The 20,744-nt window shown below is 59.6% G+C and carries 21 protein-coding genes; 16 read left to right on the top strand and 5 right to left on the bottom strand.

The genetic code is table 11. The features are described 5' to 3' along the window. Positions 1-84 precede the first annotated feature (84 nt). The gene (locus PMX60_RS08965; RefSeq protein ID WP_271747627.1) at positions 85-1,140 is read right to left on the bottom strand and encodes a PDDEXK family nuclease; all 1,056 of its coding nucleotides are present in this window, start codon (positions 1,138-1,140) and stop codon (positions 85-87) included. Positions 1,141-1,182: 42 nt separating this feature from the next. Then, the gene (locus tag PMX60_RS08970; RefSeq protein ID WP_271747629.1) at positions 1,183-1,545 is read right to left on the bottom strand and encodes a MutH/Sau3AI family endonuclease; all 363 of its coding nucleotides are present in this window, start codon (positions 1,543-1,545) and stop codon (positions 1,183-1,185) included. A gap of 125 nt (positions 1,546-1,670) precedes the next feature. Here PMX60_RS08970 and PMX60_RS08975 point away from each other — a divergent pair, with 125 nt between their 5' ends. Continuing rightward, complete coding sequence (locus PMX60_RS08975) at positions 1,671-1,853, top strand: hypothetical protein (protein WP_271747630.1); 183 nt, start codon at positions 1,671-1,673, stop codon at positions 1,851-1,853. Positions 1,854-1,871: 18 nt separating this feature from the next. Here PMX60_RS08975 and PMX60_RS08980 read toward each other — a convergent pair whose 3' ends face one another. Beyond that, positions 1,872-2,174 carry a hypothetical protein gene (locus PMX60_RS08980; protein WP_271747631.1) on the bottom strand — a complete coding sequence of 101 codons (303 nt, stop codon included), beginning with the start codon at positions 2,172-2,174 and terminating at the stop codon, positions 1,872-1,874. 162 nt (positions 2,175-2,336) lie between these two features. Here PMX60_RS08980 and PMX60_RS08985 point away from each other — a divergent pair, with 162 nt between their 5' ends. From PMX60_RS08985 to PMX60_RS09000, 4 genes are all read left to right on the top strand, one after another. Continuing rightward, positions 2,337-2,891 carry a hypothetical protein gene (locus PMX60_RS08985; protein WP_271747632.1) on the top strand — a complete coding sequence of 185 codons (555 nt, stop codon included), beginning with the start codon at positions 2,337-2,339 and terminating at the stop codon, positions 2,889-2,891. Between the two features lie 485 nt (positions 2,892-3,376). Next, positions 3,377-3,721 carry a hypothetical protein gene (locus PMX60_RS08990; protein WP_271747633.1) on the top strand — a complete coding sequence of 115 codons (345 nt, stop codon included), beginning with the start codon at positions 3,377-3,379 and terminating at the stop codon, positions 3,719-3,721. A 403-nt stretch (positions 3,722-4,124) separates the two neighbouring features. Continuing rightward, a complete protein-coding gene (locus tag PMX60_RS08995; RefSeq protein ID WP_271747634.1) occupies positions 4,125-5,762 on the top strand; it encodes a DNA cytosine methyltransferase in 1,638 nt (545 codons plus the stop codon). Between the two features lie 753 nt (positions 5,763-6,515). Continuing rightward, complete coding sequence (locus PMX60_RS09000) at positions 6,516-6,755, top strand: hypothetical protein (protein ID WP_271747636.1); 240 nt, start codon at positions 6,516-6,518, stop codon at positions 6,753-6,755. A 68-nt stretch (positions 6,756-6,823) separates the two neighbouring features. Here the strand turns inward: PMX60_RS09000 and PMX60_RS09005 are convergent, their stop codons facing one another. Further along, positions 6,824-7,243 carry a helix-turn-helix domain-containing protein gene (locus PMX60_RS09005; protein WP_271747637.1) on the bottom strand — a complete coding sequence of 140 codons (420 nt, stop codon included), beginning with the start codon at positions 7,241-7,243 and terminating at the stop codon, positions 6,824-6,826. Positions 7,244-7,372: 129 nt separating this feature from the next. Then, entirely contained in the window at positions 7,373-7,798 is a 426-nt protein-coding gene (locus PMX60_RS09010; RefSeq protein WP_271747639.1) for a helix-turn-helix domain-containing protein, read from the bottom strand. Positions 7,799-8,042: 244 nt separating this feature from the next. On the opposite strand from PMX60_RS09010, the gene PMX60_RS09015 reads away from it, so the two are divergent. The 11 genes from PMX60_RS09015 (at position 8,043) to PMX60_RS09065 (ending at position 20,715) form a co-directional block, all read left to right on the top strand. Further along, positions 8,043-8,330, top strand: a complete 288-nt coding sequence (locus PMX60_RS09015; protein ID WP_271747640.1) for a hypothetical protein — start codon at positions 8,043-8,045, stop codon at positions 8,328-8,330. Position 8,331: 1 nt separating this feature from the next. Further along, positions 8,332-8,808 (top strand): MerR family transcriptional regulator, encoded by a 477-nt coding sequence (locus PMX60_RS09020; protein WP_271747641.1) that lies wholly within the window; start codon positions 8,332-8,334, stop codon positions 8,806-8,808. 208 nt (positions 8,809-9,016) lie between these two features. Continuing rightward, complete coding sequence (locus PMX60_RS09025; protein ID WP_271747642.1) at positions 9,017-9,349, top strand: MarR family winged helix-turn-helix transcriptional regulator; 333 nt, start codon at positions 9,017-9,019, stop codon at positions 9,347-9,349. A 10-nt stretch (positions 9,350-9,359) separates the two neighbouring features. Next, the gene (locus PMX60_RS09030) at positions 9,360-9,806 is read left to right on the top strand and encodes a hypothetical protein (protein WP_271747643.1); all 447 of its coding nucleotides are present in this window, start codon (positions 9,360-9,362) and stop codon (positions 9,804-9,806) included. Next, the gene (locus PMX60_RS09035) at positions 9,784-11,172 is read left to right on the top strand and encodes a helix-turn-helix domain-containing protein (RefSeq protein WP_271747644.1); all 1,389 of its coding nucleotides are present in this window, start codon (positions 9,784-9,786) and stop codon (positions 11,170-11,172) included. Before PMX60_RS09030 ends, PMX60_RS09035 begins: the two co-directional genes overlap by 23 nt. Positions 11,173-11,190: 18 nt before the next feature. Beyond that, positions 11,191-12,960, top strand: coding sequence for a coiled-coil domain-containing protein (locus PMX60_RS09040; protein WP_271747645.1), 1,770 nt, complete (start codon positions 11,191-11,193; stop codon positions 12,958-12,960). Between the two features lie 154 nt (positions 12,961-13,114). Next, a complete protein-coding gene (locus PMX60_RS09045; RefSeq protein WP_271747646.1) occupies positions 13,115-14,512 on the top strand; it encodes a hypothetical protein in 1,398 nt (465 codons plus the stop codon). After that, positions 14,512-16,617 (top strand): type IV secretory system conjugative DNA transfer family protein, encoded by a 2,106-nt coding sequence (locus tag PMX60_RS09050; protein ID WP_271747647.1) that lies wholly within the window; start codon positions 14,512-14,514, stop codon positions 16,615-16,617. Before PMX60_RS09045 ends, PMX60_RS09050 begins: the two co-directional genes overlap by 1 nt. Positions 16,618-17,118: 501 nt before the next feature. After that, positions 17,119-17,409 carry a hypothetical protein gene (locus tag PMX60_RS09055; RefSeq protein WP_152078576.1) on the top strand — a complete coding sequence of 97 codons (291 nt, stop codon included), beginning with the start codon at positions 17,119-17,121 and terminating at the stop codon, positions 17,407-17,409. Positions 17,410-17,413: 4 nt separating this feature from the next. After that, positions 17,414-17,914, top strand: coding sequence for a PrgI family protein (locus PMX60_RS09060; RefSeq protein ID WP_271747648.1), 501 nt, complete (start codon positions 17,414-17,416; stop codon positions 17,912-17,914). Beyond that, on the top strand, positions 17,914-20,715 hold the full coding sequence (locus tag PMX60_RS09065) for a VirB4-like conjugal transfer ATPase, CD1110 family (protein WP_271747649.1): 2,802 nt from the start codon (positions 17,914-17,916) through the stop codon (positions 20,713-20,715). The genes PMX60_RS09060 and PMX60_RS09065 overlap by 1 nt, the downstream gene beginning before the upstream one ends. Positions 20,716-20,744: the final 29 nt, after the last annotated feature.

Consider the following 20,744-nt stretch of genomic DNA (forward strand, 5'->3'; position numbering starts at 1 on the left):
TGGAATGTCCCAGTGAGCGCCAACCACAAGGAATTCAACTATAAGGCCCCCGGCGTGATCCTCCCGAAGGCCTGGCAGTAGGCCCTAGAGGTACATAAGCCGCTCCAGCCTATCAGCCAGCTCCGTTCCCTTGATCCAGACGTTCTGGCGGTACATCCTCACGCCGTTAATCGTCACGGGCTTGTCGTTCGCATCGGTGCCGGTGCCTCGGACGAAAAGGACACCGTCGCGGCTCTTCGGCCAGTTGGGAGCCGTCATGGGAATCCCCGTCTTGGGAGTCACGCGAGGCGTGCCGTCCCTCTTCAGGACGGGCGCATCCACTAGACAATCGCTGAATATAAGGTCGCGCATGCCGTCCCAGAGCGCCCTAGCGGCATCGAGGTGGATTCCGAGCCAGAGGACCTTGAAACCCATGAGGCGGCACCGGCGCAGCGGGCAGTCGCGGTACTGTTCCTCGAGCACGGCGACGACCATGGTGGAGTCGATGAAGGGGGCCGCGAATGAGGAGTCCTCGAACTCGACCGAAGGGTCGCACAGCTCTTCGAAGTCAATCGAGGGGTTCAGCTTCATGTCCTCGGTCCTGCCGCCCGCGGGCGTCAGCGTCATCGTCTTGAAGACGAGACCGGCCTTCACGAAGAGCGGCACCTGCGAGATCTTGCCGGCATGCCCCGTGAAGAGCCTGACCACGACCTGCTCGGCGAGGGACTTGTTCTCACGTCCCGTTTTGGTCTTGAGCGGCAGGCCGAACGGTGCGGCGAGCTCTTCGAGCGCCTGGCCAGCATAGGTGTTTGAGATGCCGTGAAGATGCGCCCTGAGCGCCTCCATCGAGGACAGCCCGCCTTGGTCGGGAATCATATGCATGCCGTCATCCAGGCGCTCACGCGCCATCTGGGTGACGAGGGACGCCTTCAGGCGGAACCTCGGCCTGTTCGGCCACTTGGGCGAGGTGTCGAGGTAGAGCAGCTGCGGGTTGACGAGCGTGGAGAGGTTCGGCATCTCGGTATCGATATCGCCCTTAAGGGCAGTGCGGACGAATTCGCGCACGACCGTCCAGTCCGCCTCCAGGCGGCATCGGTCGACCTCGCGCCAGGTGTGCAAGTCATAGCCTTTGAATTCGAAACCCGCGTACTCGACCGCCACCCCTTTCCCGGGCCGCACGTAGAGGTAGTAGACGACCAAGAGTCAGGCGGCCTTGTGCCAGAAGGCCGAGGTGGTGAAGCTCTCCGCCACGATGCCCTCGGGTGCCACGGCGGTGATGGACATGGGCTCCTTCGCACGCCAGCCGCCGCGGGCGGCCTCGACGAGGCCCGTCGCCTTGACCTCCCAGGGCTGCCCGTCGATGACGATATCGGGGCGGCGGTCGGAATCCGCGGGGTAGCCGAGAACCGACTGCTCGATGACGGCGCCGATGCGGCCCTTGTTGCGGGATGCCCCCGACGCGGCGAGGACGCCGGCGGTATCTACCTCTGCGACGGTATGGCCGACGATAGCGCCGAAACGGCTACGGATATCCTGCTCGGTGAAGCTGTGGTTGCCCTTGGCCATGCTCTCCCCTTTTCTCCCCTGCGCTCAAGGATAGCGATCTTCTTGAGTTGTGGGAGACTTTCGCCTCGTAAGACTCAGCCGAAGCGCTGGAACATAAGGGAAGTAGGGCGAAGGGAGAAATCGTTATGGATGAGGAAATGAAGAACAGTGTTTTCGATGTGTACCACGAGATGCGCGGGCTGGCCGCATTGCTCGATGCCGCCGCTCATGGGGATATAGCCGAGCCGGAGCTAATAGTAGAGTATGCATCGGGGCAAATCGAAAGGCTCTCCGACAGGCTCGCGGCGGCTATCAGAGACCGCCCGTAGGCTTAACGCCTGGCTGCGCTACTTACACGGTCCATTCGGTGCGCGATCCGCAGGGGTGTCGTTGTCGGGATCGTGAACGACATACCAGCTGTTCTGGTAATGACAGATGTCGCGGCAAGTACCGTCCCCGACAACAACGCGCCAGGACTCGGACTGACGTTTGGGACCTAGAACCCACGAGCGGGAGCTGTAGGACTCGATCCGGTCGAATGGGTAGACGGTGCCGTCGTACCACTTAATCCCCCAGGGAGCGTACTCACCGTCCGGACGGCATTCGACGAGGGCTGTGACCAGACGGATTGACTTCTCGCTCTCGCTCATGGCAATACCCCTTTCGAATGAATAACGAACGCATGTTCTATTGTAGCGTGTTAATGGGCGATTTGCCATAGGCAAGTTGCCGCTGCGGCACTGTCCGGTAGGCTGCCGTTGCTATGTCTATCTTCTACGGCATCAGCCAAAGCAATCCGAGAGGAGCCGCACATGAACGCAGCGGAAATTCCTTTCGGGGGGGGGGTATCTCCGAGATTTACCCGCCGCCTGAAAGGGCAGTCGACAGTCGAGTACGTCCTGATCATCGCGATCATCGTCCTGGTGGTCCTGATCGCGGGGCCGTGGGTCTCGTCGGCGATCGGGAACCAGTTCAACCTAGTAGCGGGCGCTATCGGGTCGGGCACGACAGGCGAGAACTTCTACGAGCCGGTGGACATCCCCGACCCCGAGAACGGCACGGCATTCGCGGTATATTCCGAGGACGACCAGAGCCTCATGTTCTACAAGAGGCGCGGGGTTCCGCAAGTCGGAGATATGTTCAACTACCGCAGGGTGACCGAAGTGTATACGGGGTTCGAGACAGAAGTCTACAACCTTGTTGAAACCGCTTCCGACCCCTATGGTTCTTCAACCACTCCCTGGGTTAGACGTCAATGGGAAATCGAAAAGGTTGATGTTATAGATAGCGGCATTTCGCCTAAGAGCATCCGCGTTTGGTTTTCAAACATGATCAATCTTCCAACCAGTTATTTTACATACCCATAATATCCTTGCTCTCGAGAGAGGGTTCAGCCCCGGCTGGTAAACCTGACGTTTAGCGTGGTGTGCGTCTACACGCATAGCGGGCATGGCCGCGAAAAGCATTCCATGCATAGGGGTTCGACCCCAAGCGCCCCGATGGTTTCGGGGAGAGCGAACTGGCAGGCAGGTAACCGGGATATAGGCTGTCCAGAAGGAGGGGCTTCGCGCTCCTCCTTCTTTTTTGGGCATCGAGTTCGCATTTGCCAAATGCCGCTGCGGCATGACTCAATGGGTTCTCGCTGTCCGGGAAATCCTTGTCGGAAGGACAAGGAGGATGCCATGAAGGCCAACAACAGGGACGTGCAGCGAATTTCCAATCTCGCCAGAGGATATGACCGGAATATGCGGCACAATTCGCCATCGGGTGCCTAAAGGTAAATGCCGAGTACCACAGCTCGTCCTGCTATGCGCCGAGCAGCCTGCAACTCCTGAAACCCGAAAAGGTGGACATGAAGTCCAGCGGTGAGCGGATGCCAATCGTTGTCATGCTCAGCAAGGACGCATCGGCAAAAGGCTACGACACCCTTCTCTATGTCAACGAAGAATTGCTCGAATCCAGCCGCGACAGCCTCGGATTCATCATCCGCAGCTTCGGGTACACCGATGCCCTCCGGAAATCGTATCCAATCATCATTGACACGGTCATGGGCTTGGATCCGAATAGGGATATGAGTCTTGACGACCTGTTTGAAGACAAGACCGCCTTCGCCCAGGAACTCAATGAGCTCAATCGCCGGCGCGAGAGTTTCAGGAATACGCTGTCGTACTCCCCCGCCGATAAGAGCGGTAGGTAGTCACGCGGGCAGGTGGCTGTACTTGTAGGCTTGTAGCGGTGTAGCTGCGTGGCAAGGTAGCTACGTAGTCCTGTAGTCCAGTAGCACGACAGGTGCGCAGCTTAGTAGTCGACTTTAGAGACTCTTCGGGTGAAAACAATAATAACGACCAGCTATGCCACGGGGTGCCATTTCGGGCACCCCTTTGTTCGGCTATGCGTGTAGACGTGTAGCTCTGTGGCCGCGTAGCCCGATAGGTCTGTAGCTCGGTAGCGATGCAGCCGTATAGGGCGAAAACCTCTGTTCGATATAGGTCTGTAGATAGCCATCTAGCTGCGGAATTGCCGCTGCGGCAAGACTCCGTCGGGTCTCTCAGGGTGCCAGAGACTGGGAACCGTTGTAGGTTCGCGGTCAGGAGGAACCCTTGGGCTTTCGCTATGTAAGCATCTTTTCCGGCGTCGAGGCGGCAACTCTCGCCTGGGAGCCACTCGGCTGGGAGCCGGTGGCATTCTCGGAAATCGAGCCGTTCCCGTGTGCCGTGCTGGCTGAGAGATGGCCAAACGTTCCCAATCTGGGAGACATCACCAAAATCGACTGGAAGGATAAAATCGATGGAGCTATCGACCTTGTTGTTGGCGGATCCCCGTGTCAATCGTTCTCGGTGGCGGGTAAGCGCGAAGGCCTCAAAGGCGCGTCCGGCCTTATGTTCGAGTACATTCGATGCGTACAGGAGCTTCGTCCTCGCTGGTTTCTATGGGAAAACGTCCCAGGAGCGCTCACGAGCGAGGATGGGGGCGCTTTCGGACAGCTGCTCAGCGAAATGGATGAACTCGGGTATAGTCTCGCGTGGAGAGTACTGGACGCGCAATTCTTCGGAGTGGCCCAGCGACGCCGCCGTCTGTTTCTTGTCGGACATCTTGGAGCCGAATCCCCCGCAGAGGTTCTCTTTGAGCCCGACTGCCTGTCAGGGAATTCTCAATCGAGCCGTGAAAAGAGGAAGGAGCTTGCCAGCCGAGTTGGACGCAGCGCTGCGTGCGCAGGCTTCAAGTACTCCGCTGCGCCCCGAGCAAACACGATAGGGTACGCCGAAGAGCAGGCCAACACGCTCACTGCGGACTGGCATGCGCCCGCCGTCTTTCCGTTGCAGGGAAACATGATCGGACGAGCCGATAGCGTCGGTCCCGCCGGCAAGGGATGTGGCATGCCGGGAGACCCCGCATTCACCCTGAACTGCGTCGACCGTCAGGGTATGGCAATGTCCCAGTACGGCACCGAGATCGCGGGATGCCTGACGGCTCGGGGCGATTCATCCCCTTGTGCGGACAGGGGCCAGAACATCGTCTGCATGACGGGTACGCAAGCCCATTGCCATATCAGCGATGAGATTGCCGGATGCCTGACCGCCCATATGGGCAAGGACGATGCGCCCGTGGTGGTGGGCGGACCGAATCTGCAGACGTGTGTCTGCGAGACCGCGCATTCGGGCAGCAACGGCCTAGGAGTCGGCGAGGCCGATATCTTCCCGACACTTGACACCTCATCGGGGCCTGCCGTCTGGGCTCGCGAGAATGCCACCCTACCGCCCTTCGGGTTCGCGCGGAATACCCGCAACGAGGTGCGCATTGTCGGGGACGGGACGCTCAGCGGAGCGCTCGCCGCCAGACCCGGTATGAAGCAGACGACCTTCGTCTGCACCGGCGGCACCTATCCCATCAACGAACAGATCGCCACCCGCGACAAGAAGCTGGGGCGCGGGACGGGCCTCGGGATCGGCTCGGACGCCGACCTCGCATTAACGCCGCTCGCGAACCACTCCCATATGAACGACTCCGAAATCGCGGATAAGCCCACGGAGGGTAACCCTATGCGCGTCCGGCGGCTTACCCCACTGGAGTGCGAACGCCTGCAGGGTTTCCCCGATGGGCATACGCTGATTGCTTGGAGGGGCAAAACCGCCGAGGAATGCCCCGACGGCCCGCGCTATAAGGCTATTGGCAACTCGATGGCCGTTCCCGTTATGAGATGGATTGGCAGGCGTATCGCGGCGGCCGATGCGAATTAGGTGGCGGATTTCCAGTCTCATTTAATGGGACACCTTTTGTGGTGTCCCTTTTCCTTTGGCAAGATCTGCACGTAGCCGTGTAGCTGTGTATGCCCGTAGCGATGTAGCTATGTAGGCACGTATGTATGGAGCCGCACGACCGGATTGCCCCTATCAGGATCTGAACGAGAATAATAAGAATAAGAAGAAAAAGAAATCGACGACCGGCAAAAGCGAAGGGTTTTTCCGCTCGAACGTATTCGCGTAGTCATGTAGCCGTGTAGCTTTGTAGCCCGATAGCCACGTAGTCAAATAACGCGGGCAAAAAAGATAATAACAAGTAGCCATCCTACGGGGTGCCATTACGGGCACCTCTTTGTATCACTGGATGCCCTGCTGGATGGTAGACGTGTAGTCCTGTAAGGGTGTAGGTTTGTAGCGGTGTAGCGCTGTAGCCGCCTACCGAGAAGCAACGGTGGCGATGTAGGTGAATAACCCGCTGCGAGCGTAGCGTCGTGCCGCCGTAGAGAAGCGATAACGCTGAGGAGGCGACGCGGCCTTCCCGAGATTAAGTGAATAAGGGAAATTCGCACCGCACGTGTAGGCGTGTAGCTCGGTAGGCGTGTAGCTCCGTATGTACGTAGCCGGCATGCCGCATAGGCAATTGCCATCTGTAAAAGCTGTAGGATGCGATGGTCTTACAAAGAAAACGCCCGCAGCGGCGCGGGCATCCGAGGATTTTCGCCTATAGGAGGATCAATGGTCGGAGATGGGATGAACCTCGTGGAGGTATCGGTTGAGAAGGATTCAAACGACAACCCGATCTGTATCGTCTGGCCCGATGGACGCCGCTTCGCGATCTCGAGCAGCGGGGCACCGCTCATGTGTCCATCTCTGACGGCAGGCAGATTCGCATATGTCCGCGACGTTTATGTCATCGGAAGGGGCAACAGAACGTATCGAAGGTCAATCATCGCCGATGGCGGCAAGTGGTATGTCGCCAGCCTGAAGTAGTCTATATATTAGGTAGCCGTGTAGCTAGGTATCGGACTACAGAGCTACACGGCTACCTGTATATTCAATTATTCTCGGTCGCGCGGCCAGACCATCAGACGGTTCGGGTCCTTCGCGAGACTCCTCATCATGCCGATCAGCTCGCCGCGCGTCTTGGTATTCAGGCGATTGAACAGCGTGACCAGTTCCAAGCGCTGACCCATCGGGGCATCGGTATCCTCGGTAAGTGGCGCTTGGTCATCGAAGAGCTGCTCGATGGTTATATTCAGCACCCGGCAAAGCGAAAGCAGGTTCGAGACGCGCACGGTCCCCAAATCCGCCTCGGGTCGGATTATCGTCTGAAGCGTGCTGATCGGTATACCCGCCAGGTGTGCCACCTGGGTATTCGTGTAGCCGGCGCCCTTGATGATGGCCTCCAACTTCGTATAGGGGCGATCCTTGCCCGCTATCTGCTTTTTAACTGCCGGTAGTCTTTTCTCATCGGCCATGGTTAAAACTCCCATCTCTCCATATGCGTCTAGATGTTGTCAGGTAGTCGGCTACCTAGCTATCCGGCTACGTATGTAGCAATGTAGCTAGGTACACCCAAAGCGTCTCGCCCACAGCTCCGCGGCGGGCTATTCGGCATCCTCGGAGACATCGTCGTGGCCGTCTTTGCCAGCAGCCACTTCATCCATCGCTTGCGGCTCGCGATTCCTCTGCATGTTCGAGGGGTCCAATTTCATGGCGCTCGACACGCGCATGAGGCAGGACTTCGCCTGTGCGTTGAAGCCCCTGAAATCGCTCACGAGGCATTCCTCGTCGCCGGAGAGGAGCGCCTCCTTCCCGGGATTTCCCTCCTCGCCATCGAACAGGTCATCCACAAAGGTCTCAAACGGAATGTCCAAGCCCTTGCAGATCCTCAGGAACGTGGAGATCTGCATGTTCTGGCATTTCGACCTTCCGTTTACGAACGTACTCAGGGTCGAAGTCGAGACACCAGACCTGCGGCTGAGCTCCGATGCGGTGATGCCGTACTTCTCAAGTATTTCCTTGAATGTCATGGTCTCCCCTATCTGTAGTCAGGTTGCTACTTGGCTACAGAATACATGATTTGGAAGTGATTTTCGCGTATGTAGATACAAATCGCGCAAATAGGTAATTTCCACGTATGTAAATTACGATTCTAAATCATATTGCCCAAATCTGGAAAAAGGACTAATATCTCGCTCGTAGCTACGAATGCGGAATCCGATTCCCGATTCGTCAACTATGCCCCAAGTAGTTCGGTTTATTTACGGAGACACGATGACCAAAAACCCTGCATTCGAATCTGCGACGGCAGTCCTTCTGGATTATGTCGAGGGTACGGAAATGTTCGCCAACGCCATGAATGAGTCAACCGACGGTGCCGCATTGCTCGATGGGGAATGCAACTTCCTGCGCGAACCGACCGCAAATGAGTTCCGGTTCATGAGGGCCCTGCTCCCCGCTGACGGTGCAGCCCGATTCCTCGCCGCATTCGAATCCGTTATCGAGCAGGAGTTCCTGTGGGCAACGGAGGAGCCCGAGGGTGAATCCACGGAGGCGATGTAGGGTGAATGAAGTCGAAGCCAAAAAGAGCGCCAAGCCCGCCCCGTTTACCGATGAGGAACTCCTGAAGCTCCCCCTCGTCCTGAACTCCGAGCAGACCGCGAGAATCCTCGGCTGCAGTCGCTCGAAGCTCCAGTCCATGTGCCGCGCCGACGCTATCGAGTTCCAGCGCTTCCAGAACCGCTTCACCTTCAACCGCGATTACGTCTTCAAACTCGCGGGAATCAGCTACGAATCCCTCTACAAGACAGTCAGCGAACGCTGCCTGGCGAGGGAGAAAGTCAAGGAGCAGTACGCCCCCCTCTTCAGGAAATACGGCGTGGACATCTTCGGCGGGGAGCCCCTTCTGGGCGCAGTATCGACCGCCGATGAACCGATCGCTAAAGACGATGAAGACGAAGTGAACGAGACCCTGCTCGACCAAATCGGAGAAGCCCAGCTCGGAAAGCTATTGCTCAAGGCCCTTCTCAAAAATGCCTAGTTGACAAGCTCGCCCTCGCGCCACAAAATCAAGGAAAACCGGTTCCCCAAGCCGGACGATAGGAGATGAACTGCATGACCCGCCCTGCTGGGCGTGCGGCCGTGGATGCTGCCGCCTATCCGTGCAACCTGTTAGCAACCGACCCCGAGAGCGTCAAGCCCTTCGGGGTCTTTTCGCCATGCAGAGGCACCGTGGCAGGTGAGCTCCGATGAGCATCACCATCAAACCGTGGATGATGCGCGAACTCGATCTATCGGGGAACGAGCTCATCGTCTTCGCGCTTATCTGCGAAGCGGGCAAAGATGGCGTCAGCGTCTCAAAACCCATGCTCGCGTTCCTCACCAACACATCGGTCGCAACCGTCAGGCGCGTTCTGGGCAAACTGTCCGAACGCGGCTACATCGAGCGCACCCATGTCGGCGAGAACGAACCCAGCACCTGGGTCGCCTGCATCGACGAGCGGTCATGCCGCCCCTCCTCTACTATCGAGAACATTTCCGGCCGCAACGGCCGGAACCGAGTCATGTCGATAGCAAAATAGGAGGACTACCATGGATTTCAGCTACAACGACAACCCTGCAGCCCGTTTAGAAAACGAGCCCTACTGGAAACAGTACGGCTGGATGGACAAGCTCGGCCTTAACGGCCCCCGCACAATCGTCTTCGCGCTCATCTTCGAGCGCGACTGCACCGAGGACCCCGCCCGAGACCGCATTACCTCGAAATACATCGCCCGCGCCCTCGATGAGGGCTGCCCCGTCCGCGGTCGCGGCGAGAGCGGTATCACGCGAGTCTTCAAGGTGCTCAACGAGCTCGCCGCCAAGGGGCTGGTCTGCGCCGTCATGGACGAGGCCGGCCTGTCCATGAGCTTCAAGTGCGACTACGATGCCGTGGAGTCGATCCTCGCTCACGCGGCAGCCCCTATCGAGGAAGCCGCGCCGGCCGATGAATCAAACGAAAGCGAGGTCGATGACGGTGCCTACGACAAGATGTCCTGATAACGCGCTCGACCGCAACTTCTATACCGTCTTCGACTGGATGGTCGATCCCGCTGGCCTTGGCCTCAAGGCGTCCAGCGCCGAGCTTTCGGTGTACGCCAAGATCTACTCGATGAGCCACCACTCGGCGTACGGCTACTATGTCACGCAGAACCAGCTCGCCCTCGACCTCTACATCTCGCGCCGCTCCGTCCAGCGTGCGCTCGACAGCCTGTGCAAGTCGGGTCTCATCGGCTACAACGAGCTGTACCGCACTGGCAGGGAGGCGAACGGCATGAAGTCGCCCCGCTCGTATTTCGCCATCCAGGAGAAGATCAACGCCGCGATCGAGGCGACGACCCCCGTCTCCGCGTCGCGAGGCGGGCAAATCCTCGATTTCGGCTTTCAACAACCCGCAGGTCAGGCAGATGCGTCAACTTGTCACATCTCGGCTGTTGAAAACTCGAGTTTTCAACAATCCGCAGGTCAGGCTGATGCGTCATTTTGTCACAACGATGCGCCAGGTTGTCACATCGATGCGTCAACCTGTCACAACGATGCGTCATTTTGTCACAACGATGCGCCAAGTCGTCGTATCGGCGCGACCTGCGAAAACGTCGAGCAGGATGAATCAACAGCACCATCATCTAGCTGGGAAAATGCAGCAAAACCGCAGGATAGCGGTTCGGGCTCACCGAGCAACGACGTATATATAAATAATAATAAGAATAATAATGATAATTATTTTTCTTATTCTTCTGATTATTCCGACGAGAGAGGTGGACTCCCTGTAGAGGATGGGGATTGGGATGGGGATTGCGGCTCAGACGATGTCGGGGGTTGGAGTGCCGAGGTCCGTTTCGCGGCGCGTTTCATCGCCGACTCGTCCCCCAAGCACATCGACGGCATCTTCTTCGAGAAGACCATGGCGGCGATTCGCGATGCCATGGACTCGGGCGCCACGGCCGATGAGATTTGCGACGCCTGGGATCTGTACCTCGATGACCTCATGACGCAGAACTCAGAAGGCGGCTCGGCGGCATTCAAGCGCTATGCGATGTTCCCGCTCAACTGGCTGCGGCGTGCTGATGGCTTCAGGTTCTACTTGAAGAGGGTCCGCTCAAAGGCTGAAAAACTGGCTGTCGCATCTTCCGATGACGCCTCCGAGGGCGAAGCCGAGTGCGCGAACGAGGCCGAAAGGCTCGCGAGGAAGTACTCCCTCACCGCCAACAAGACCACCTCGGGCATCATCTGGACGTTCATGGGCGATTACCATTCCGCGATGATCGCGCCCCGCGCACAGAACCGCCGCGAGGCCCTGCGCTACATGTGTTCCGTCAAGGGCATCGAAGTCCCCAAGGATATCGAGGAAATGCCTGAAATCTAGGATTTGATTGGAGAAGCAATGGGACAATTGCCTGAAGATGCCCCCTTCAAGGCTGCGCATAGCTCACGAAATCGCGCACGGCGCATGAAGGCCGCGCGGACCGAGGCGAGACGGCTGGTCGGTGATGCCCTGCGCCAGCGCGATTCCGCCCTGGCGGAACTTTCTTCCGTTAAGGACCAACTGACGGAGGCCAACCGCACGCACGAGCGCAAATGCGCCGAATTCAAGCTCAGGACCGCCGAGTTGGCCGCGAAGGCCGAAGCCGCGTCTTCACATGAGGCCGAGAACCTGAGGCGTGTCAACGCCGAGACGCTTAAATCGCTTGAGTCCGAGCGGAGAAAGACGCAGAGCCTGATGACGCGGCTCGGAGAACTCAATGCCCAGGTCGAGGGCGAGCGAACCGAGAAGGAGGAGTTCCGCCAAGAAGTCCTCGGCCTGCGCTCGAAAATCGAAAATCTCAGCGGCCTCTCAAACGATGAGGTCAACGGCCTCGTCGCCAGGGCGCAGGCCGCCGAGGAGCGGTCGGGCGAGCTATCCCAGAACATGGCCACCCTCCAGAACCAAGCAGAGGATTACGAGAGGCAGCTCAAGGAGGCCAAGGACGACTACGAGCGCCTCATGAGGGCCACCAAGGAGGAGCTCCAGAAGCGCAAACGCGAGCTCGGCGAGATCTATGACATCCATGAGGGCGAGCTGGAGACCAACCACGGGCTGATGAAAGACAATGCGGCCCTCACCGACTCCATCGCCAAGGCCAAAGCCGAGCTCGAGACGGTTTCGGCCGAAAGGGACGGGTTGCAAAAGAAACTCGCCGACTCCTCAGCGCGAGTCGAGGAACTCGAATCCTCGCTCGTCGCCGAGCGAGAGGGCGCCTGCCGGCTGCGCGACAGCGAACAGGAAAACGCCGGCAGGCTCAACGACCTGGCTCAAGAAAAAGAGGCCCTCGCCAGGAATCTGGCCCAGACCCAGAAAGCCCGCGCCGATGCCGTGGCGGCCCTCAAGGCCGCGCAAGAGAAGAACGACCTTGTCCAAGCGGACCTGCAGGCGGCACGGGAGGAGTCGTATCGCCAGCGCCACGATCTCGAGCAGAAACTCGGCGATTTGGAGCGCGGCAACGCGCGAATCCACGAACAGGCACGGACGGCGCAGAGCAAATTTGACGAGAGCACGACTGAGTACGAAAGGAAGATCGACGAGCTGCAGAAAGCACTTGACTCCAAGCAGCTCGAGCTCGACCGCGCTGTAAACGATTCGCATAAGGGCGATTTCGAGCGCCTGAAGGCGGAGGTCTCGTCAGAGCGCGAGCGGGCCGACCGAGCCGAGGGGAAGGCGCGGGCGGCGGACCTGCTGCGCGAAGAGCTCACCTCGGTTCGCGGCGAGCTGGAAGAACTCCACGGGCAGCTCGCGGATTGCTCCACCCTCAGGGAAGACCTCGAGGACGCCGAGGCGAAACTCGCCGACCATATGGCACGCGCCAGCGACGCCGAGGCGAAAGCGAGGGCGGCGGAGCGCGATTCCGCCAGGCTCTCCAGGGAACTCGAGCGCGTCAACATGAAGCTCGCAGAGGAATCCTCGCGAGCGGACGGGGCCGATGCCGCCCTGCGCGATGCGGATGGAGTCAGGAGCCTCGCGCTGCCCCATGGACTTCTCCCGGGGGAGGAGACCACGGTCGCCCTCGGTTCCGGATTCCAAAAGTTCCGCGTGCAGAAGATCGTATACAGGGCAGATGGAACCATCTGCGTCGAGAACGAACGGGGACAATCCGTCCCGATGGGAACGTGGCACTAAGACCGCCATTTTTGTTTTGGGCTGGTTGATATTGAGCCGGGCGGTTGAAACAAACCGCCGCGGCACGGGAGGATGAGCCCGCCTCCATCCGTTGTAGCTTTCACTGTGGCCGGGCATGGGGTCCGGCCACAGTGAACACACGGAGGTAGAGGATATGCCATCGATTGCAGACGAGTCGGGAACAAAACTGTTCAACCTGCTCGAGATGTTCGGCAGGGAGCTGCTGAGAAGCAAAATGCACGAAAGCGCCCAGGCGCGTAAAGAGCTGGCCGAGGCCCGCCAGACGGCAAAAGACCTATCCAGCGCCCCCTGGGGACTCTTCAGCAAGGAATCCTTCCAGCCCTACACCTTGACATGGTTCGGCTCCAAGGCCGGCGCACAGACCACACTCCGTGAGCTAAAGCAGCTCTCCCCCGAACTATTCGCCAATGCAACCGTCATCGGCAACTATCTCGTCCATCCGAAGGACAAATCCATCAACCCGAAGAAAAGGGTCATTGCGAATGCCATCATGGACATCAGCCATGACCATCGCCTGGTCAGCCGCGCCCTGGATGCGGACCTCATCGATAAGGACAAGGCTACGAAGGGATATATCAAGAGCCTTCCCGATGGCGATTACAGGCGATTCTCGTTCGGTGAGTCCAATGACGAGGCCGCATCCTTCAATGCGGCATATTACTGCTCCGTCCTGCAGGATTACGATATCAATGCCCGCCACGAAGGCAACGAGATCATCGTCGACAAGGCCTATGCCGGTAATGCCCTCGAGGCCATCGATATCGAGGGGAAGAAGATCGAGGCCATGGGACCCGAGCGCGGCGAGCTGTTCATGCGCCAGCGCTACATGGACCGTATCGGCGTGGAATTCGAACCCCCGATGATCGAAGAGGATCCGGACGATTACGACGATGCGGGCAGCGATGACGTGGGCGGCGATATGGGCACCGAACTGCTGACACCCGAAGTTGAGGCCGATCTTGAAGACGGCGACCGCGAACCGGATGAGGCCGAGCAGACCGGTACCGAACCTTCCGCCGATGGGAAAACCGGACCGGAATCCACGGAGGAAATCGCCGAGGAGGAGCTTGCCGAGAAGACGGTTGAGTCCTCGCCGGCAACCCGATCCGATGGCGAGCTAAGCGCCGACGATGCCGACGAGATGTTGTCCCGCGAGACCCGTAAGGCCGAGCTGCACGAGGACATCTCCAACAGCAAGACGACCGCAGATTGCGTGCAGGCCCGTCCCGATACCCATAACGGCGACCTCTCCACCCCCTATGCCGACGGGCAGGACGCGCCGGGCACCGGGGACACGGACGGCGACGGCATCCGCGACGCGGCAGAAGACCGAGACGGGGACGGCGTCCCCGACAAGATCGACCGCGACGCGGAGTATATCGACGACGATCCCGACTACGAGCCCGTCAGCATGAAGGAGCGCACCGTCGATGAGCTGATGAGTGACAAGGGCGAAGAGGCCGCCTTCGTGGCTTCCCGCTCCGCAGCTCAGGCCGAGAAGGACGTCTCACTCGAGACGGTGAACCGATAATGAAGGTCACGAAGGAGGTGGCACCGCTCCTTGCCGCCGCGGGTGCCACCATTCCCTTCGCCTACCTCGGCAACAGATTCGTCGACTGTGCCTGCTCGTATTCGGATATGCTCGAGGGCATCACCGCGGCGCCCTCGGAGATGTGGGGCTATATCGCCCAGCAGCCGTTCCATCTTCTGGTGAACGACGCCGGCATGCTCGGCATGCTGCTCGGAATCTGCATCCCATGGGCAATCGCCATGGTGTGTCTCGTCTACGGGCAGAAGAACACCCGCGTCGGCGAGGAACACGGATCTGCACGCTGGGCGACACCCGAAGAGCTCGCGCCGTTTATCGAGGACAAGAATCCTGAAGGCAGCGCAAATGCACTGCTCCTGTCCAAAAACACCGGTCGAGCGTGGAGCCGCGAGGGATTCTCGATGAACTACGACGGCAACATGAACGTGCTCGTCATCGGCGGCTCCGGTGCCGGCAAGACGCGCTACTACGTGAAGCCGAACGTGTGCCAGATGAACAGCGACCTGTTCATCACGGACCCGAAGGGCGACCTGCTCCTCGACGTAGGAAACATGCTCACGGACAACGGATACGAGATTCGCTCGTTCAACACGTTCTTCCCCGACCGTTCGCTCATCTACAACCCGCTGCACTACGTCAGAACCGACCTCGAGATCCAGTCCTTCGCAGGACTCCTCATCTCGATGACGACCCCGCCGAAGTCGAGTGCCGGCGACCCGTTCTGGGAGAAATCCGAGAAGATGCTCTATATGGCGCTCATCGCGTTCCTGCGAGACTACTGTCCCGCCAGCGATTACCATATCGGCGGCCTGCTCAAGCTGCTGTCGATGGCCAAGGCATCGGAGTCCAACGAGAACTTCAAGAGCCCGCTGGACCTCATCTTCGATGAGATCGAGACCGGCATGCGCCGCGTCAAGCGCCAGCCGAAGAATCCCGAAGTCCAGGAACGTGCGGCGGAGAACCCGACACCGCCCGATGCCCCGGAGGAAATCACCGTCTATACGGGTTCGGACGGAGAACGCTTCGATCTCGTCCCGTCCGCCTTCCGCCGCCACTCGGACAACAAGCGCCCATACGACAACGTACACAAGAACGGCAAGCGCGGCTTCGACCCCACCGAGGACTATGCCCTGGAGAACTACCGCAAGTTCCAGTCTGCGGCCGGTAAGACGCTTAAATCGATCCTAATTACCTGCAACGCGCGTCTTGCGCCGTTTACTGCCGCCGAGGTCAAGAAGCTCGTCGTCGGCGAGGACCAGATGCACCTCGAGCGCTTCGGAGACCCCGACTCGAAGAACGCCATCTTCGCCATCTTCGACGACACCGACCAGCGGACGCTCGGCTTCCTCCACGGCATGATGGTCTACCAGACGGTGCGCGTCCTGTGCCACAAGGCATTGGAGAAGTACAACGGCAAGCTCCCCCGCCCCGTCAACTTCATTCTCGACGAGTACCGATCCCTTTCCCTTCCCGCCGACATCTCCGGCTTCATCTCCGTCCTGAGGTCGCGAAACATCGCGATGTCTGTCATCCTGCAGGCGAAATCGCAGCTCGCCGAGTTGTATGACGAGGCGACGGCGGATTCCATCGTCGGCTGCTGCGATACGGTCCTGTACCTCGGCGGCGGCAAGGCCAACAAGGGAACCACGTCCACCTGCGAGTTCATCTCCGATTCCTGCGGCCAGCAGACCGTCTTCCAGGAGAACTACTCGCAGAGCCATGGCGGTCAAGGCAGCTGGTCGAAGAGCGGCCAGACGGTCGGTCGCGCCCTCATCGATCCCGCCGAGGTGGCGAAGCTGCCCAAGACGGAGTGCGTCGTGCTCATCAACGGCGCAAACCCCATCATCGATGAGAAATACCCGCTCACCGAGCACCCGAACTACAAGCTGATGGCGGATTCGCCCGAGTTCGACATCAAGAAGTACATGGCCGAGAAGCGACGCCGCGAGGAACGCGAGCTGTCTGCCCGTATCGCGGCCAAGTCGAGAGCGAAAAGCCTGCACAGGCCAAAGCCGAATCGTCCGAGCGCCTCCGGCGGTAGGCACTATAAGCCATCCGATGAGAACAAGGGCAGTCAGGAGGGATAAGGACCCGCGCCTTTAGGAATTATGTGCAAGGGGTTCCCGAGGTTTCTCGCCGAACCCCTTTTTACTTTCTATCCGAATGTTCTACCTGCATAAATACCGACGTGTTGCCGCAGCGGCAAGACTCGGGAGCCTCATGGACGCGCTGTGTATCTTCGTGATGTCCATGAGGTCGGCACATCGCCGACCCGTACTCGGTACGGAGGATCGCATGCCTGTCGAAGCATCTGGAAAAGAAAAGCGCCGGACCAGAGACGGCCCGACGCCTTGACGCGCGGTGCGCACCCCGACCGCGAACGGTCTACCTGCATTCCCTTACGGGCCCCAAACAGTTCATGGGTGCGCTAGACAGGAGATGACAGCGGTTCTCACGAACCTCTTCACCCTGGCGCCTCTCGGCGCATAGGAATAGTAGCACATTCGGCGCATTTGGACCAATGAGACATTTTCAAGCTACATGGTCGATTTAGCGCATCTGCGCCGACTTTTCTGAAAGGATTACATATGAACCCGATTTACCACGCCCTCGCCGTCGCCACCGTCCAGCTCGGCCAACTCGATTCCGCAGGCGGCATCCTCGGCAATATCACTTCCCTGCTCAAGGGCGGCATCCAGATGCTCGGTGCCATCATGGTCGTCTGGGGCGGCGTCACCATCGGCATCAACGTCCACAACGGCGCATCCGGCAACGGCGCCGCCATCGCCGCAGGCGTCGGCACGCTGATCGGCGGCGTAATCGTCTCCGCCGCGGCGCTTTATTTCGGCACGCTCGACACCGGCTGGGTGCGAGGCTAAGCGGGTGCTGTCGGTACCTGTCCACAAGGATGTAACCGAGTATCAGCCCAAAGTCATCGGCGGCCTCACCGCACGCACGATCATCTGCATCGGAGCGGCGGTGGGCTGCGCCTTGGCTTTCGGCATGCTCTGCACGTTTGTGTTCCATGTGGATATCAACGATGTCATCTACCTTGTCTGGCTCGCCGCCGCACCCGCCGCGCTGCTCGGCTTCTATACGCCCCACGGATTGAATTTCGAGAAGTTCGCGCCTCTGTGGCTCGCGCACAACTTCAACGAGCAGTGCCTGGTCTACGTCAGCGCCAGCAACCGCGGCGAATTCAAGGCCGAGGCGGATGCACTCGAGAAGGAATATGCGGACGCCCGCGGTAAGGCCAACGGCAAGAAGCTGGAAAAGCTCTACAAGACCAACGGCATCGAGATGTGGGAGCCGGGCGGTGCGCTCGAGCCGATGACTATCAAAGACCCCAACAAGAGACAGATTGAAGACTTTTGGAGCGACTAATGGCTAACAAGGATGAGAGCTTCAAGAATATGGAGACGCTCGCTGCTGGTCTCCGCCGCCCAGGCGAGGTCGGATTCGAACTCGATCCCGAGTACGCGAAGATGAGCAAGCGCGAGCGCAAGCGCTATGTCAAGAAGGTCCACAAGGAACTCGACCGCGAGCTCGCCGGCAAGCGCAACGAAATCCGCGACGCCCGCGCCGCCGCGAAGGAGGCCGAGCGCACGCAGGCCAAAAGCGCCGCCGAGGTGACCAAGAAGCTCAAGGAGCGCAGCTCCAAGAGCGACAAGCTCACCGCCGAGCAGCGCCGCCGCCGCGATAACGCGAAGAACGTCGTCGACGCGATCGGCTACAACCGAATGTTCGAGAACGGCATCTGCGAGGTCGAGGACGGCTATTACTCCGAGACCCTCTCCTTCGACGACATCACCTACCAGAACGCCCGCGACGACGACCAGAAGACCATCCTCGCGGCGATGTGCGATATCTACAACTACTTCCCCGCCGACACCACGGTGCAGTTCTCCGTCATCAATACCCCGCTGCGCCACGACCAGATCCGCGACCGCCAGTTCTACGACCCGTCATGCCAGGCGAACGATGTCCTCAAGGAGGACGCCGAGACGATGAACGAGGTGCTCTCCGATAAGCTCGCGGAGGGCGTTTCGAACATCAAACGCGCCCGCTACATGACGATCGGCATCCATGCCAACAACCCCATCGAGGCACGCACGCGTTTCTCGCGCATCAATACCGACCTCACGGGCAATTTCGAGCAAATCCGCTGCGACGTCACGCCGATGACGGGACTCGAGCGCCTCTCCGTCCTCCAATCGCTGTTGCGCCCCGACCGTAAGTTCTCGTTCGATTACGAGCGCGACCTGTCGATCTACAGCCCCGACAGCTCCAAGGATTTCATCGCGCCGATGAGCATCAACTTCAAGCCCGACGGCTCGAACATGTACTTCAAGGTCGACGACAAGTACTGCCAGGTCCTGGTCATGCGCAAGTACGACTCCCCCCTCGAGGATACGGTCGTCGCCAACCTCGTGAACATGTCGATGCCCATCGAGGTGACCTGGTACCTCCAGCCCATGGAGAAGGCCAAGGCAATCAACTTCGTCAAGACCCGCCGCGCTTGGATCGACGCGGAGACCATCGAGGAGCAGAAGAAGGCCGTCCAGCAGGGCTACGACTACTCGATCCTGCCCTCCGAGCTGCGCTATTCCCGCGAGGAGACCGAGGACCTGCTCACGCAGCTCCAAGGCCAGCAGCAGCACCTCTTCATGTTCTCCGGCCTCATCTTCACTTGGGCGGAGTCCCCCGAGAAGCTGACCGAGCAGGTGCTGCAGATCCTCGACGTCGCGTCCTCTGCGGGCGTGCAGGTCGAGACCCTCGAGTACCGCCAGCGCCAGGGCCTGAACTCGATTCTGCCCCTCGGCCTCAATCATATCGAGATCTCGCGACCCTTCACCACGTCGGAGGCGTGCATCTTCGTCCCTTTCGCCACCCAGGAGCTCGAGCAGGAGGGCGGTAGCTGGTACTACCAGAACAAACTGTCGAACAACCTCGTGTTCGGCAATCGAGCCAACCTGGCAAGTCCCGTCGGCTTCATCTCCGGCAAGACGGGATCGGGCAAGGGATTCTTCGCCAAGAACGAGATCGAGGGAACGCTGCTCTCGAAACCCGACGACCAAGTGATCATCTTCGACCGCGCCGGCGAATACAAGCTGCTGGTCGAGCATGCGGGCGGCACCTATGCGTCGTTCGGCGTCGGCCTCAACGCGCACCTGAACCCGCTCGGCATGGACAAGCGCCGCGAATCCGAGGATTTCGGCACGCAGGTCGCCTTCAAGGCGGACGCCATGATCGCGCAGGCGGCTGCGGCGGCCAACGAGACCATGACGGTGTTCTCCGAGGAGGAGCGCTCCATCATCCAGCGCTGCGTCGAGAACATCTTCCGCCGCTACAACCTGGAAGGCGGTCGTGAGCCTATCCTCGAGGACTTCTACGAGGAGCTGAAGCTCCAGCCCGAGCCGATGGCGCAGAACATCGCACTGCGCTACGAGCGTTTCGTCAGCGGCTATTCCAACTTCTTCAACCATGAGACCGACATCGACCTCACGGCCCGCACCGTCGGATTGAATTTCAAGGACGTGCCCGACTCCATGCTCGTCTTCGCGCTGATCTCGTTCTGCGAGACGGTGCGAAACATCATGTACAGCAACTTCGACCACGGCCGAAGGACATGGCTATACATCGAGGAGATGGAATCGCTGTTCAAGTACCCGTCGGTACTCAACTACTTCCGCCGATTCGCCAACGAGTGCCGTAAGTTCGGCATGTACCTGACGGGCATCACGCAGTCGACCGAATCCATGATCCGCAACCAGGACGCCAACGCCATCGTCAAGAACTCCGACTTCATCATGCTGCTCAAGCAATCCAAGGAGGACCGCGACTACTGGGCGGATGCCTTGGGGCTGTCGCCCCTCGAGGTCGCCTGCATCGACGAGGGCGCCCCGCGCGGTTGGGGCCTTCTCGTCTTCGGATCGGCCCGCGTGCCGATCAAGGGCGAGTTCCCGACCGATAACCATCTCTACGAGCTGTTTTCGACCGACCCGAACGAGTGGGCGGAGAAGAAGGCCCGCGAGGCCCTCGAGGCCGCCAAGCACGGCGATGCCGCCGAGGACGTGGCCCCGCAGGACGAATTCCGCCGCCGAAAGCGGGTTCGCGGCCGCAAGAAGAAGCGCACCGAGCCTAAACAGGCCCCCCGGGATTCAGAGGTCGAATCCGACGATTAGCCAAATGTGGAGACGGGCAGTTGCCGCTG

The sequence above is a fragment of the Collinsella aerofaciens genome, assembly GCF_028206995.1.
In the GTDB taxonomy this organism is placed as follows: domain Bacteria; phylum Actinomycetota; class Coriobacteriia; order Coriobacteriales; family Coriobacteriaceae; genus Collinsella; species Collinsella aerofaciens_AQ.

Excerpts from the sequence above, each read along its gene's own strand:
- PMX60_RS08970 (WP_271747629.1), bottom strand. The coding sequence starts at position 1,545 with ATGGCCAAGGGCAACCACAGCTTCACCGAGCAGGATATCCGTAGCCGT.
- PMX60_RS08975 (WP_271747630.1), top strand. The coding sequence starts at position 1,671 with ATGGATGAGGAAATGAAGAACAGTGTTTTCGATGTGTACCACGAGATG.
- PMX60_RS08980 (WP_271747631.1), bottom strand. The coding sequence starts at position 2,174 with ATGAGCGAGAGCGAGAAGTCAATCCGTCTGGTCACAGCCCTCGTCGAA.
- PMX60_RS08985 (WP_271747632.1), top strand. The coding sequence starts at position 2,337 with ATGAACGCAGCGGAAATTCCTTTCGGGGGGGGGGTATCTCCGAGATTT.
- PMX60_RS08990 (WP_271747633.1), top strand. The coding sequence starts at position 3,377 with ATGAAGTCCAGCGGTGAGCGGATGCCAATCGTTGTCATGCTCAGCAAG.
- PMX60_RS09000 (WP_271747636.1), top strand. The coding sequence starts at position 6,516 with ATGAACCTCGTGGAGGTATCGGTTGAGAAGGATTCAAACGACAACCCG.
- PMX60_RS09005 (WP_271747637.1), bottom strand. The coding sequence starts at position 7,243 with ATGGCCGATGAGAAAAGACTACCGGCAGTTAAAAAGCAGATAGCGGGC.
- PMX60_RS09010 (WP_271747639.1), bottom strand. The coding sequence starts at position 7,798 with ATGACATTCAAGGAAATACTTGAGAAGTACGGCATCACCGCATCGGAG.
- PMX60_RS09015 (WP_271747640.1), top strand. The coding sequence starts at position 8,043 with ATGACCAAAAACCCTGCATTCGAATCTGCGACGGCAGTCCTTCTGGAT.
- PMX60_RS09025 (WP_271747642.1), top strand. The coding sequence starts at position 9,017 with ATGAGCATCACCATCAAACCGTGGATGATGCGCGAACTCGATCTATCG.
- PMX60_RS09030 (WP_271747643.1), top strand. The coding sequence starts at position 9,360 with ATGGATTTCAGCTACAACGACAACCCTGCAGCCCGTTTAGAAAACGAG.
- PMX60_RS09040 (WP_271747645.1), top strand. The coding sequence starts at position 11,191 with ATGGGACAATTGCCTGAAGATGCCCCCTTCAAGGCTGCGCATAGCTCA.
- PMX60_RS09045 (WP_271747646.1), top strand. The coding sequence starts at position 13,115 with ATGCCATCGATTGCAGACGAGTCGGGAACAAAACTGTTCAACCTGCTC.
- PMX60_RS09050 (WP_271747647.1), top strand. The coding sequence starts at position 14,512 with ATGAAGGTCACGAAGGAGGTGGCACCGCTCCTTGCCGCCGCGGGTGCC.
- PMX60_RS09055 (WP_152078576.1), top strand. The coding sequence starts at position 17,119 with ATGAACCCGATTTACCACGCCCTCGCCGTCGCCACCGTCCAGCTCGGC.
- PMX60_RS09065 (WP_271747649.1), top strand. The coding sequence starts at position 17,914 with ATGGCTAACAAGGATGAGAGCTTCAAGAATATGGAGACGCTCGCTGCT.